This window comes from Mesorhizobium sp. M7A.F.Ca.AU.001.01.1.1 (genome assembly GCF_004022735.1).
Classification (GTDB): domain Bacteria; phylum Pseudomonadota; class Alphaproteobacteria; order Rhizobiales; family Rhizobiaceae; genus Mesorhizobium; species Mesorhizobium ciceri.
On the sequence record NZ_RZPF01000097.1, the window covers coordinates 1 to 12,393 of the forward strand.

Below are 12,393 nucleotides of genomic sequence, written 5' to 3' on the forward strand. Positions count from 1 at the left end.
CCTCGAAGCCAGCGCTGCTTCGTGCTAGCCACGGCGTGACGCACGCCGTGCCCCGTATTCGGCAACCGCCGCAGTACCATCTCTATGGGTTTGATACGCTGACGCCCGCCATCGGACCGCCCAGCCGTAGAGTTGCTGATCGATCTCGGTCAACGTCGCCAACAGGTCCAGGGTCGATGACGGCAGTTCTTCTCGCATCGTTCGGACCGGCGCTGCGTTGATCCGGAAAACGTTCGACGATGTATCGCCAAGCGCGGCGAAGATTGCGGCGTTGTCGGCCTCGAAATTCTCCACCAGCCCAACGTAATCGAAGCGAGCTAGGTTGGCTTTGGCCCGATCGAGGAGCTCGTCCGGCGGCAACCCGCCTGGCTCGATATCGCTCTTGCCGACCAACGAGGCGCCCCAGCCCGACGCCAGTTGGCATGCTTGATGATTCCACATGTGCGAAGCGAACTTGGAGTCAGCCGTCTCTCCTGCCCGAAAGAACATTTCAGCATCGTTGTCATGTGCCAACGTATTGATTTCATACTCATCTCTCGTCGCGCCACGACAGTAGCTGTAATATGAAAGCAGCCGTTCAACGGGATCCCGGAGGAAGGTAAAGCTGTAACGTCCCGTCATGAAGCGTTCAGCGTAATCGAAACCGAAATGGCCGGATACCATCATCAAGGGTTCGAGTTGTTCCGGTGTGCGGCTGAGATAATCGCCGTGCATGCAGCAATTTTCTCGACCATACAGCTCGGATGCCTTTGCAAGTATGGACGTCCCGGCGGTCTTCTGAATATGAAGGAATAGAGCAGGTATCATGCAGGTATCACATCCAGATAACGGAAAAGTGAAAACCTACTTGCGCTGACAGCGTCGCAGAGTCAATTGGGCTGTCGCCTTTCGAAAAGATGCGATCTTCCGACTTATAGGAGCGGGCGCGCGGGGGGCAGACGAGACCAACCCAGTCACCCGCTCGGCCATCGCTTCCATATCAGGAACTCTTTCCGCATCCGTCGAACGGCCGGTGCCTTGCCGCGATATTGAGCGCCGTTTCACGAACGATTTTGACCGACTTCCAATAGTCGTCATACTCGTCCCGATTGTCAGCTTTGAATGTCTTCAAGATATCATCATAGGCGTCCTGCAGAACCGTGCTCTCGGGGTTGAGATTGGTAACGACGACCAACCCGGTCGGCGCGCAGTCCGTGACAGTCACGGATAGATCGGGACGATACTTCAGCAGGGTGGGAACTACCTTCCATACGTCACCTGCCCACCACCCTGGAAAGTTGTTGTCAGCAGGTTCGATCGCCGTTTTCATATCCCTGGTGGTCATCTTGTAGCCGGGAGGGAGACAGTCGTGCAGCAGAATGATTGAGCCTTCCGCGCACTCTCTTTCGGTGTTGATGAAGTCGCGCAGGAGGAACTCGAACAGATGCATGCCGTCTAGAAAGGCCAAATCTACAGGCTTGCCCAAAATCTTGCTCGGACGCGTTTTCTTGAAAAAATCGTCGCTGGTCTGCTGATAGAGAAAGCAGCGGGGCTTGGAGCCAATGATGTTCTTTGCACAGACAAAGTAGGGATCGACCGCTACCGTTTCACACTTGGCCAGCTCAAGAGTATTTCCAAACTGGACTCCAACTTCGAAATAGGATCGCGGCCTTAGGGCCGAGTGGATATCGGCGATCGTCTCTAGGTAGCTTTTCCCGACGACATCTGGTCCGTGGTTGGCATCCTTCATTCGCAAGTACTCCAGGCGAGTCGATATTGATCTGTGTGGTTGCCGCTCGTATCATCGTGGCCTGACACTGCAATCAGATGACTTTGGCAAGGTCCTACAAACGGGCCGTCAGCCGCTCAACCACCTCGTCGCACGCGGTGTACCAAGATCTGCACCGCCAGCCGAACGTAGCGGCCATTTTACCGCAGTTGAGGCGTGAATTCGCAGGACGTTTCGCCTTCGTCGGATAGTCTGACGTCGAAATGCCGCGCACCGCAGCGTACGGCCTGCCCCTTTCCAGACTCGTTACGAAGACGCGCTGTGCAAACTCGGCCCAATTTGTGTCGCCGTCGCCCGCCACATGGTAGACGCCCCACTCCGCAAACTTCAGGTCCGCCTTGAGGTGCCGCGCCATATGAAAGATGCCGTCGGCGATATCAAGTGCCGATGTTGGATTTCCCCACTGATCGGCCACAACCGAAATCTCGTCGCGGTCAGCGGCCAGCCGCAGCATGGTTTTCACGAAATTCTTGCCGAACGGGCTGTAGACCCATGCCGTGCGCAGGATCAGATGGCGCGGATTGGCCGATGCAACCGCCTGTTCGCCGGCAAGCTTGGAGGCGCCATAGACGCTGCGCGGTGCAGTGGCGTCGGTCTCGACATAGGCGCCATGGGCGGTGCCGTCGAAGACATAGTCGGTCGATAGATGGATGACGGGAACGCCAAGCAGCGCCGCCGCTTGCGCCACCTTGCCGGCGCCGACGGCGTTCACCGCGAATGCCAGATCGGGCTCGTCCTCGGCCTGATCCACCGCCGTGTAGGCGGCAGCCGACACGACGATATCCGGCTTCACGGCCGCGATGGCTTCGATCACCGTGTCGGGTCTTGCAAGGTCGAGTTGCGGACGGCCAATGGCGATGACCTCAACGCCGGCGGCCGCCTGGGCGGCCTCCAGGAGGCTTGCCGCGACCTGCCCGTCGCGTCCGGTGACAACCAGCCTCACGCCGCCCCCTTGCGTGCTTCGCCCAGCCGTTCACCGGCGTAGCGCTGCTCGCGGATCGGTCCCCACCACCATTTGTTGTCGAGAAACCAGTCGACGGTCTTGGCGAGGCCGCTGTCGAAATTCTCATTGGGCGTCCAGCCCAGGTCCCGGCCTATCTTCGAGGCGTCAATGGCATAGCGGCGATCGTGACCGGGGCGGTCGGTGACGAAGGAAATCAGGTCGCGATAGCTCTTGCCCCCTGCCCGCGGCCGCCTGCTGTCGAGCAGATCGCAGATCGTCTCGACGACGCCAAGGTTCGTCCGCTCGGAATTGCCGCCGACATTGTAGCTTTCGCCGGACAGTCCCCTGGTCGCGACAAGTTCCAGCGCGCGTGCGTGATCCTCGACGAACAGCCAGTCGCGCACATTGGCGCCGGCGCCATAGACCGGCAGCGGCTTTTCGTCGAGCGCATTGAGGATGACCAGCGGGATCAGCTTTTCGGGAAAGTGATAGGGTCCGTAGTTGTTCGAGCAATTGGAAAGCACGACCGGCAGGCCATAGGTTTCGTGCCAGGCCCGCACCAGATGGTCCGAGGCCGCTTTCGAGGCGGAGTAGGGCGAGGATGGCGCGTAGGGCGTTTCCTCGACGAACATGCCGCCATCGAACGGAAGATCGCCAAACACCTCATCGGTCGAGACATGATGGAAGCGGAAATGGCTCTTCCTGTCCTCGGGCAGGCCGCGCCAGTACTCCAGCGCGGCATTGAGCATCTTGTAGGTGCCGACGATGTTGGTCTCGATAAAAGTGCCCGGCCCATCGATCGAGCGGTCGACATGGCTCTCGGCGGCAAGGTTCATGACGATGTCGATATCGTCGCGCCGGAGGATGTCGAGCACGGCCCTTTCGTCGCAGATATCGGCCTGCGCGAAGCGATAATTGTGTGCGTTCTCGATCGGCCGCAGCGAGGCCAGGTTTCCCGCATAGGTCAGCTTGTCGAGATTGGTCACCCGATAGGCCGGGTTGGCGCATAGATGCCGGCATACCGCCGAACCGATAAAGCCAGCACCGCCCGTCACCAGAAAATTCATGCCGCTGTCCTCAAATAACCCATCAGGCGAACACCTCGGCGGCAGCCAGCAGCGGCGCCTTCAGGTCCTTGTCCGAGAGCTGGAACCCGCCGGTCAATGACGGCCATTCGATGCCGATGGCGGGATCGTCGAAACGGATCGACCGGTCATGCGCCTGCGAATAGGTATCGGTCACCTTATACAGGACCTCGGTGTCGGGCACGAGCGTCACGAAGCCGTGCGCGAAGCCTTTCGGCACCAGAATCTGGTTGCCCTTTTCGGCCGACACTTCGAGAGCGACCCATTTTCCGAAAGTTTTGGAGCTGCGGCGAATGTCGACCGCAACGTCGAGAATGCTGCCCCGGATGACGCGCAGCAGCTTGTCCTGGGCGCGCGGCGCAAGCTGATAATGAAGCCCTCGCAAGACGCCCGCCGCGGCGGAATAAGAATGATTGTCCTGCACGAAAGCCAAGTCTATGCCGGCCTGCGAAAAGCGCTCGGCATTGTAGGTTTCGACGAAGAAGCCGCGCGCGTCGCCATGTCGCTTCGGAACGATTTCCAGAACGCCATCGATGCCAAGGGGCCTGACTTCCAGCACCTAGGCCTCCGACAGGTCGACGACACGCCGGCGCAGATAGGCGGCATATTCGTTCTTGCCCAGGTGATCGGCGCGACGCAGAACCTGGTCCACAGTCAGCCAACCCTGTTCAAAGGCTATCTCTTCGGGACAGGCGACCTTGATGCCCTGGCGGTGCTCGATGGTGCGCACGAAGGACGAGGCCTCATGCAGGCTGTCATGGGTGCCGGTGTCGAGCCAGGCATAGCCGCGCCCCAACCGATGCACATGCAACTGGCCGCGCTCAAGGTAGACGTTGTTGACCGCCGTGATCTCGAGCTCACCGCGCGCCGAGGGACGGATGGCAGGGGCGATGTCGACGACATCGTTGTCATAGAAGTAGAGACCGGTGACCGCCCAGTTGGATTTCGGCACCTGCGGCTTTTCCTCGATCGTCAGCGCCGTTCCCGTGGCCTTGTCGAAGGAAACCACGCCATAACGCTGGGGATCCTCGACATGATAGGCGAACACCGAAGCGCCCTTTTCGCGCGAGGCAGCGTCGCGGCAAAGCTGCGACAGCCCATCGCCGAAATAGATGTTGTCGCCGAGGATCATCGACACGTTGTCCTTGCCGATAAAATTGCGGCCGATGATGAAGGCTTCCGCCAGCCCGTTGGGCTGCGGCTGCTCGGCATAGGACAGGTCGAGCCCGAACTCCGATCCATCGCCAAGCAGATCGCGAAAAACCGGCAGGTCACGCGGCGTCGAAATGATCAGAATCTCTCGGATACCCGCGAGCATCAGAACGCTCAGCGGATAATAGATCATCGGCTTGTCGTATATCGGCAGAATTTGCTTAGAGACTGCTAATGTTAGTGGATAAAGACGCGTTCCACTGCCTCCAGCAAGGATAATTCCTTTCAAGAAGCTCTCCTTGACATGCCTGAACCCCCCGGCCCTAGCCGCCCGTGCTTAGGTTCCATGCACTGGCTTGTCAATCTCGGCGTTCGTCAAATGACTGGGTCACGATCCGGCGCCAATCCATGGCCAATTCAGGCGACGCATTGCTATCGTCTTGCCAGGGCCGGCCTGACGGGAACAAGCAGATTGTCATCATGGGCGGCGGTCGACTCGCCTCTCTGGCTCAGCCGCTCAGCAAGTCCCTTGTGAAAGATAACGCCATTCATATAGGCGAAGGTCATCGCCAGTGCCGCCGTTCGCAAGGGATAATCGACCAGAGAATGAACGAGCAGAAACGATACTGAGAGAAACGCCATTTTCTGCAGCGGATCTCGCCGTGCCGTAACGGAAAACGCAAAAAGCAATATCGCGTAAGCTGCGACCAGAAAGACAACAGGAGCGCCACCTTCAAGTGCCAATTCCAGATAATCATTGTGGGCGTGATTGACGTAGGGCTTGAAGATCATCTCTCCCTTTTCGTAAATCTGATAGACCTTCGGAAAACTCCCAAAGCCGACGCCCGTCGCCCAGTTCTCTTCAATTCCCGCGATCGTCGTGCGGGCAAATTCGGCCCGTCCAAAGGCCGGGTCAACCACTTCCGCATCGATCTTCGTCCACGCCCCCGATCGTGTAGAGTGAAAGCCCGATGAAGACAGCGGGTATTCCATACCCGCCCAGCCTCGAGCGCGCGGACAGAAAGACGACTGATACCATGGTGATCGCCAGCCCTATCAGAATACCGGCGCGCGAACCGGCGGCCAGAAGCAACAGCAGCAGCGTTATCAAGCCGAGCGACCCGGACAGAAGGTGCCCGCGAAACAGGCCGTAGTAGACAACGAAGGGGATGGAGACGAAGAGCAAAGCTGAAAAATGGTTCTGGTTGGCAAACAGTCCCGCATTGATCGTGAACGGCAACAAACCCTGTATGGCAACCGTATCGGAGAGTGAATACTGGATCGCCGCAGCCAATCCGTTACAGATGACACCCATGAAAAAGAAGGGCAGAAGGCCGTAGACCTGATCTGGGCGCAAGCGGGTGACGCTCAGAAAGAATGCAGCCATCGCCACGAAATACAACAGACACTCGATCGTACGTCCCACGCCGACACTGACGAAACGCAGCCCGGTTTCACCGCTCAGCCACGGATTTGCAAGTAGAACCTCAGGCCGCAATCCGCTCAACAGGGCGGCAGGCAGCGGCACGATTTGAAAACAGAACACGGCCCCTTTGAATTCGTCGATCTCCGAGACCAAAGCAAGGGTTTCAGGGGTGATTTGCAGGAAACCGATCTTCATGGCCATACCTAAAAAAATACCCAAAAATACCCAATAGCTCAAGAATCGACCTTACCCAATAAAGCACTCCCGGCGCCTTGTATGGGAAACGCCCAGTCACAAGGCAAACGGATTAGAGAGTGGATTCGACAACAAAATTCAAAAGGTGCATGATGGGTTTGGTGTCGGGGGATACCTTCATGAATTGGCGTTGGTTTTCGACCGCAACAGTTGTTGCGTTCATCTCAGGCTGCACTGCCGACTATTTGAATAATTATGACTCGGTGACGCTCGCTGCCGGCGATGCGAACCGCTCAAATATGCTTTTGCAAACTGTCGATCCGTTCAATCCGAATAGCCAAAACACGCGTATTGAAGGCGACGGAGCGCGCGCGGTGGCAGTCTTCAACGGATACCGAGGTGCGACCCGAGCCCGTAGCGCTGATTTGGACTGTGCAGGCGGCAGCGGAAACAATGCAGTGGTTGCCCCTGGGGTGCAGATCACAGGCTCTGATCCTAACGGGCTCGATGGTGATCGCGACGGCATTGGGTGCGAGGGAAAATAGGTTGTCTCGAACAAGGAAAGGAGGGCTAGGCTGGCTCGCAGTCATTGCGTTGGCCGCGTATTATTATCCCGTTCCGTACCAGAGACCGGGCATTACCTCGCCAAATCCAAAGGCCACCGTTGAGATCAGACCGGAGGCCAGCAATCTCACCCAGAGCGTTACACGGCAGGTCGAGGAACCGGCCGCACCCAGTCAGCAAACCAACGGGGAAGTGCTTCAAGGCCGCGCATCGGCAGTTGATGGCGATACAATTGAGATCAATGGGACGCGCGTTCGGTTCAACGGCATCGACGCACCCGAGTATGATCAACAGTGCGAGGATGCGAAGCACTTTCGGTATTCATGTGGATGGCAGGCCAAAACTTCCCTCGAAAAATTCATGGCTAAATCGAAGCCCTTACGATGCGAGTTTGTCACTTGGGATCAATACGGACGCTTCGTTGGCAATTGCTACCGGGCGGACGGAGCCGACGTGGCGGCCTGGCTCGTCAAGAATGGGCTGGCCCTCGACTGGCCCAAATACAGCCATGGCGGCTATGCATCCCAACAAGCGGTCGCCAAGGCTGCCAAGCTCGGCCTGTGGAAAGGCTTCTTCGAAGACCCATGGACGTGGCGCGCCGAGCACGCCGAAGATACGCAGCCCGCGGCCAATCAGCCTCTCGGTATCATAGGCCGTCAGGCTCAGTCACAAGGCTATTCGTGCGAGCCTCGCCGTAAATGCTCTCAGATAAGCTCTTGCGCTGAAGCCCAATGGTATCTCAGCAACTGCTCATGGGGCGGCAGGCTGGATCGCGATAGTGACGGGATTGCGTGCGAAACGCTTTGCTAAATACCGAGAACGACGGAGGACTGGTCAGTGGCCCAACAGTCGAGAAATTCCGGTTTGGAGCCCCTCTTTCTCTCTTTTGGTCGGTACGGGTACACTGGTTTGATCCTACGGTGATCTATTACCGGGGCTAGTCGCAACAGGATATCCCCGTTGGGGCTTGCTGATCGGTTCGCTGCTAGGCACATTCACCGCATGTGCAATCTCTACAACATCACCACGTCACAAGAGGCGGTCCGCCAGTGGACCCGGACTTTGCGGGACATCCTAGGCAACCTTGAACCGTCCGTTGACATCTATCCCAACCAGCCCGGCCCAGTGGTGCGTAACGCCCCTGAAGGCCGTGAGCTAGCCAATCTCCTGTGGGGAATGCCGACGCCGGCCGAGCGCGTCAAGGGCAAGGCTGACTACGGCACTACCAACATTCGCAACCCGCAGTACAGCCATTGGCAACAGTATGTCGGCGTCGAGAACCGTTGCGTGGTGCCGGTAACAAGCTTCGCAGAGCCCAGCCCAACTCCCGGCGATAAAGACCGCGAGACAGGCATTCAGCGGAACTATTGGTTCGCGCTCAATGAGGACCGCCCGTTATTCTTCTTCGCTGGCCTCTGGACGCCATGGCATGGGGTCCGCAAGGTAAAGGACGGCCCCGGCGATTTCGAGCTTTACGGTTTCATGACGACCGCGCCCAATGCCCTCATCAAGCCGATCCATGAAAAAGCTATGCCGGTGATCCTGAGGACGCAAGAGGAAACAGAGACTTGGCTGACAGCGCCATGGTCGGAAGCGAAGCGGCTACAACGCACAGCGCCGGATGATGCTCTTGTGATTGTCGAGAAGCCTGCCACACAGATCAAGTTTCCCGAGCAGGCACCAGTACCGCCAAGCCAAGGCTCGTTGTTCTAGATGGCTGGCCTTCGGATACTCTCGGACGTTGCACCGGGCCTTGCGATTGCCATCTTTCTTACAATCTTGGTCGTGATGTTTTTTCGTCGTAAGCGGCGCTAAGCAAATCGGCGGCACGTGATTGAAATGTTGGGCTGTTAGCGCCAGTTATTCATCCCTCCAGATCACGCGTCGTACCATGCGGATTTCAACAAGTCGCCTCACGCGTATCTTCATGCCCTCCGATGCGCTTGGCAGCAGAATGTCCACATCAAGCTCGCGGCGTTTGCAGCGCTCGCAGCGCATGTGCCGGTCAACGTCCCAAAACGGAATGTCCCCCACCAATTTGGCGAGGTCCCCGGGGAGATAGTGGCGTGTAATGTTGCAGTTGATGCACCGGACACGGATTAGCTGACCAACCTCATGCGCTCGGCACAGGGTCTGGACAAGGCGGCGCGGTCGTCTGCTCTGTTCCGGCATAGCCAAAAATAGGAATGAGTTCCTCGCCGAGTCAATTCACTCTTGACATTTATGTTCCCTTTTTGTTCACTACGCCCATGCAGCGTATGGAGTAATGCCATGGATCGAATTGTGACACTGAACAGCCGCCAGGAGGCTGCCCTCCAGGCCCACGCCGAGGATTTCATTGCAGTCCACAAGGGTGATGTGATGAAAGCGCTCAAGGAAATGATCGTGCTCAACGGGCACCTTCAGGAACGACTTGACGCACTCACCCCGCAGCGCCGCGCGACGCGTTAGGAGTAGGCACCATGGGCACAATGCACTTCGACACCGAAGCCAAATCCGAACTGCACTCTGAAGCGGTGAAGCTGATCGCCCGCTACGACAGCCCTCTTGAGACCGTGAAGGCGCTCATGGCCTACAACTGTGAGCTTGAGACCCAGATACTCGCCATCGCCCATCGGCATCCGGGGATAGTTTCAATCGGGTACGATCCTACTCCGCCTGTGCTGGAGTGACCTTCAATGAGCCGCCTGATCTTTGCAGGAGAGCTTGAGAGCGCCGCCGACCAGATAGCGGACATATCCCGCGCCGACCTTCAAATTGTACTTCGTAGGGCCGCCCTGATGCTTAGAAACGTCGCCGGTGTCGATCTGGGCACGAGAACAGACGAATTACTTTTTGGAATCGCAGCGGAGATGGAAGTTTCCAAGTCCGATTTGATCAAAACGATCGTCAGCGACTGGCTAATTGCCAATGCTTATCTGCCTGTTCCGCTAGAGCTTGACGAAGGCAACGAGACACCATTTAAAATCTGAGCATGAAACCCGGCGTCTTCCGCTATGCCCGCGCAAAATACGCCTTGTACCACTCGACGAACCGCCCGACGCCCTCGGTCACTGTCGTCGTCGGGCGGTAGCCGACCGCCTGCTCCAGCGCCGAGGTGTCGGCGAAGGTATCGGGCACATCGCCGGGCTGCAGCGGCAAGAGTTCGACGATGGCTTTGCGGCCGAGCGCGTTTTCCAGCGCCTCGACATAGGCGGTCAACTTAACCGGGTTGTTGTTGCCGATGTTGAAGATGCGCCAGGGGGCGCTGCTTGTGGCCGGATCCGGACGGCTGGAGTCCCAGGCGGCATTGCCCGTGGCCGGGCTGTCGCTGGCACGGATCACGCCTTCGGCGATGTCGTCGACATAGGTGAAGTCGCGCGTGTGGTTGCCGTTGTTGAACAGTTTGATCGGCTCGCCAGCAAGGATGTTTTTGGTGAACAGGAACAGCGCCATGTCCGGGCGCCCCCAGGGGCCATAGACGGTGAAGAAGCGAAGCCCGGTCGTCGGCAGCCCGAACAGATGGCTGTAGCTGTGCGCCATCAGCTCGTTGGCGCGCTTGGTCGCGGCGTAGAACTGCAGCGGGTGGTCGGCCGGACGATGCTCGGAAAACGGCATGTCGGTGTTGGCGCCGTAGACACTCGAGGTGCTGGCATAGGTCAGGTGCGCGACGGCGCTGTTGCGGCAGGCCTCCAGCATGTTGGTGTAGGCGATGATGTTGCTTTCGACATAGGCGTGCGGGTTTTCCAGGCTGTAGCGAACCCCTGCCTGGGCGGCGAGATGGATCACCCGGTCGAATGCGTGGTCGGCAAAGCAGGCGTCGACCACGCTCTTGTCGGCGAGATTGCCGCGGATGAAATGGTAGCCGGCATTGGTCTTGCGGCTCGCCTCGTCCAGGAGCCGCAGTCTCGCCTCCTTGATTTCCGGATCGTAGTAGTCGTTGACGTTGTCGATGCCGACGACCTCGTCACCGCGCTCCAGCAGCCGCTTGGCTACGTGATACCCTATGAAGCCGGCCGCGCCGGTGACCAGAACCTTCATCAGAAGCGCCCATCCGTGACATGCCTGGGAAACAGACCCTTGATGTCGTAAATGACGCCGGGGGTCTTGCAAAGAGCCTGCAGGCCGTCGACGCCCAGAGCGCGGAACTGCCTGTGGCCGACGGCCACGATAACGACGTCAATGTCCTTCATTCCTCAGGTCCGGACATTTTCCTCAAAGGCCACCCCCATCACCAGAATCCGACTGCCAACGACCAAGAGCTACGACAGCGCGGCTGCTCCAGCAAGCATCTATTTCTCGGATCAACAGTGCGGGAACTTTTGATCAACAGCATTGCTTTATGCGATTGAAAAGATACCGTCTGCAACGCACCAACGCCGAACGATAGGGCCAATAATGCGATGTAATTTCCAGCACCGCTTCGGCGATCAACCCCTTGGCAAGTCGCCTGGGAGCCGAGACAGATCGATCTAGAGAGCGGAGATATTGCGTTCCGAAGCAGCTGTATGTTGGTGTCGTCGGGACGGCAACCTAATCAGATGCGTATGGCCGGCGGAGGGTACCGATCATCGGCCATAAGATCGGCCAAACATCCGGGCAAATTCGAAATATATCTTTATAATTACGTATTTAGCAGAAGCCAAGATCGGCCAGACATGGAAGAAAGCGTTTCAACTACATTCACCCGTTCCCCGACGGCAATGGCCGCGTCAGCCGTTTGATGAGCCACGCCATGGCCCATGAGGCTGGGATCGCCGCGCACGGGCTGTGGTCGATCTCACGCGGTCTAGCGCGCGGCGTGAAAAGCCGCACGGACTACAAGCGCATGATGGATCATGCCGATATGCCCCGCCAGGGTGATCTCGACGGACGGGGCAACCTCTCCGAGCGCGCACTCGGCGACTTTACGCTATGGTTCATGCAGGTGTGCATCGATCAGGTGAACTTTATGACCGGCTTGTTCGATCTCGACACGCTCGCGAAGCGGCTGCGTCGCTACGTCGAGCGCAGTGGCCTCAAACCCGAAGCCGCCCGCCTCCTGGAGGAAGCGCTAATGCGCGGCGAATTTGAACGCGGCGAAGCGTCTCGCATTAGCGGACTACCCGAACGCACGGCGCGTCGCGTGTTCAATGAGGTGATCGCGCTCGGTCTGTTGGCGTCGGAAACACCCAAAGGTCCGGTGTCGATACGCTTTCCGGCCAACGCATTGGATTCACTGTTTCCGAAGCTGTTTCCAGAAACCTAAGTGTGATTACTTGGCAGACGCCACGCTGAAATC

The 12,393-nt window shown here is 58.2% G+C and carries 17 protein-coding genes and 1 pseudogene; 8 read left to right on the forward strand and 10 right to left on the reverse strand.

The annotated features are described in order from the left end of the window. Positions 1–24: 24 nt before the first annotated feature. The 8 genes from EN884_RS08630 to EN884_RS39445 all read right to left on the reverse strand — a co-directional run bounded on the left by EN884_RS08630 (position 25) and on the right by EN884_RS39445 (position 6,611). Positions 25–807, reverse strand: coding sequence for a sulfotransferase family 2 domain-containing protein (locus EN884_RS08630; RefSeq protein ID WP_064995165.1), 783 nt, complete (start codon positions 805–807; stop codon positions 25–27). A 172-nt stretch (positions 808–979) separates the two neighbouring features. Beyond that, the gene (locus EN884_RS08635; protein WP_063167689.1) at positions 980–1,729 is read right to left on the reverse strand and encodes a class I SAM-dependent methyltransferase; all 750 of its coding nucleotides are present in this window, start codon (positions 1,727–1,729) and stop codon (positions 980–982) included. Between the two features lie 94 nt (positions 1,730–1,823). Continuing rightward, the gene (rfbD, locus tag EN884_RS08640) at positions 1,824–2,711 is read right to left on the reverse strand and encodes a dTDP-4-dehydrorhamnose reductase (protein WP_013532724.1); all 888 of its coding nucleotides are present in this window, start codon (positions 2,709–2,711) and stop codon (positions 1,824–1,826) included. Beyond that, positions 2,708–3,778, reverse strand: a complete 1,071-nt coding sequence (gene rfbB, locus EN884_RS08645) for a dTDP-glucose 4,6-dehydratase (protein WP_013532725.1) — start codon at positions 3,776–3,778, stop codon at positions 2,708–2,710. The genes rfbD and rfbB overlap by 4 nt, the downstream gene beginning before the upstream one ends. 22 nt (positions 3,779–3,800) lie before the next feature. Beyond that, positions 3,801–4,355, reverse strand: coding sequence for a dTDP-4-dehydrorhamnose 3,5-epimerase (gene rfbC / locus EN884_RS08650; protein ID WP_013532726.1), 555 nt, complete (start codon positions 4,353–4,355; stop codon positions 3,801–3,803). Beyond that, positions 4,356–5,237, reverse strand: a complete 882-nt coding sequence (gene rfbA, locus EN884_RS08655) for a glucose-1-phosphate thymidylyltransferase RfbA (protein WP_013532727.1) — start codon at positions 5,235–5,237, stop codon at positions 4,356–4,358. Positions 5,238–5,380: 143 nt separating this feature from the next. Then, entirely contained in the window at positions 5,381–5,869 is a 489-nt protein-coding gene (locus EN884_RS39440) for an O-antigen ligase family protein (RefSeq protein WP_244514278.1), read from the reverse strand. Next, complete coding sequence (locus EN884_RS39445; protein ID WP_244514277.1) at positions 5,862–6,611, reverse strand: hypothetical protein; 750 nt, start codon at positions 6,609–6,611, stop codon at positions 5,862–5,864. Before EN884_RS39445 ends, EN884_RS39440 begins: the two co-directional genes overlap by 8 nt. A 77-nt stretch (positions 6,612–6,688) precedes the next feature. Here EN884_RS39445 and EN884_RS08665 point away from each other — a divergent pair, with 77 nt between their 5' ends. The 6 genes from EN884_RS08665 to EN884_RS08695 all read left to right on the forward strand — a co-directional run bounded on the left by EN884_RS08665 (position 6,689) and on the right by EN884_RS08695 (position 10,105). Then, positions 6,689–7,114: a calcium-binding protein gene (locus tag EN884_RS08665; RefSeq protein WP_224674090.1), complete on the forward strand. Its 426-nt coding sequence runs from the start codon at positions 6,689–6,691 to the stop codon at positions 7,112–7,114. 49 nt (positions 7,115–7,163) lie between these two features. After that, entirely contained in the window at positions 7,164–7,943 is a 780-nt protein-coding gene (locus EN884_RS08670) for a thermonuclease family protein (protein WP_244514276.1), read from the forward strand. Positions 7,944–8,135: 192 nt separating this feature from the next. Next, a complete protein-coding gene (locus tag EN884_RS08675; RefSeq protein ID WP_013532730.1) occupies positions 8,136–8,846 on the forward strand; it encodes an SOS response-associated peptidase in 711 nt (236 codons plus the stop codon). Between the two features lie 558 nt (positions 8,847–9,404). Further along, on the forward strand, positions 9,405–9,584 hold the full coding sequence (locus tag EN884_RS08685; protein ID WP_013532732.1) for a hypothetical protein: 180 nt from the start codon (positions 9,405–9,407) through the stop codon (positions 9,582–9,584). Positions 9,585–9,595: 11 nt separating this feature from the next. Beyond that, positions 9,596–9,805, forward strand: a complete 210-nt coding sequence (locus EN884_RS08690) for a hypothetical protein (RefSeq protein WP_013532733.1) — start codon at positions 9,596–9,598, stop codon at positions 9,803–9,805. 6 nt (positions 9,806–9,811) lie between these two features. Further along, a complete protein-coding gene (locus tag EN884_RS08695) occupies positions 9,812–10,105 on the forward strand; it encodes a hypothetical protein (protein ID WP_013532734.1) in 294 nt (97 codons plus the stop codon). 22 nt (positions 10,106–10,127) lie between these two features. Here the strand turns inward: EN884_RS08695 and EN884_RS08700 are convergent, their stop codons facing one another. Continuing rightward, positions 10,128–11,153, reverse strand: a complete 1,026-nt coding sequence (locus EN884_RS08700; RefSeq protein WP_063167688.1) for an NAD-dependent epimerase — start codon at positions 11,151–11,153, stop codon at positions 10,128–10,130. After that, a complete protein-coding gene (locus tag EN884_RS38585) occupies positions 11,153–11,305 on the reverse strand; it encodes a hypothetical protein (protein WP_158515784.1) in 153 nt (50 codons plus the stop codon). The genes EN884_RS08700 and EN884_RS38585 overlap by 1 nt, the downstream gene beginning before the upstream one ends. Positions 11,306–11,787: 482 nt before the next feature. On the opposite strand from EN884_RS38585, the pseudogene EN884_RS40095 reads away from it, so the two are divergent. Beyond that, a pseudogene (locus EN884_RS40095) lies at positions 11,788–11,841 on the forward strand (Fic family protein); the annotation flags it as partial. Between the two features lie 6 nt (positions 11,842–11,847). After that, complete coding sequence (locus EN884_RS08705) at positions 11,848–12,360, forward strand: hypothetical protein (RefSeq protein ID WP_244514275.1); 513 nt, start codon at positions 11,848–11,850, stop codon at positions 12,358–12,360. The last annotated feature ends 33 nt before the right edge of the window (positions 12,361–12,393 follow it).

Coding starts and splice junctions, on each gene's coding strand:
- EN884_RS08690 (WP_013532733.1), top strand. CDS start 9,596: ATGGGCACAATGCACTTCGACACCGAAGCCAAATCCGAACTGCACTCT.
- EN884_RS08695 (WP_013532734.1), top strand. CDS start 9,812: ATGAGCCGCCTGATCTTTGCAGGAGAGCTTGAGAGCGCCGCCGACCAG.
- EN884_RS08685 (WP_013532732.1), top strand. CDS start 9,405: ATGGATCGAATTGTGACACTGAACAGCCGCCAGGAGGCTGCCCTCCAG.
- EN884_RS08675 (WP_013532730.1), top strand. CDS start 8,136: ATGTGCAATCTCTACAACATCACCACGTCACAAGAGGCGGTCCGCCAG.
- EN884_RS08635 (WP_063167689.1), bottom strand. CDS start 1,729: ATGAAGGATGCCAACCACGGACCAGATGTCGTCGGGAAAAGCTACCTA.
- EN884_RS08630 (WP_064995165.1), bottom strand. CDS start 807: ATGATACCTGCTCTATTCCTTCATATTCAGAAGACCGCCGGGACGTCC.
- EN884_RS08705 (WP_244514275.1), top strand. CDS start 11,848: ATGGCCCATGAGGCTGGGATCGCCGCGCACGGGCTGTGGTCGATCTCA.
- rfbB (WP_013532725.1), bottom strand. CDS start 3,778: ATGAATTTTCTGGTGACGGGCGGTGCTGGCTTTATCGGTTCGGCGGTA.
- EN884_RS38585 (WP_158515784.1), bottom strand. CDS start 11,305: ATGAAGGACATTGACGTCGTTATCGTGGCCGTCGGCCACAGGCAGTTC.
- EN884_RS08700 (WP_063167688.1), bottom strand. CDS start 11,153: ATGAAGGTTCTGGTCACCGGCGCGGCCGGCTTCATAGGGTATCACGTA.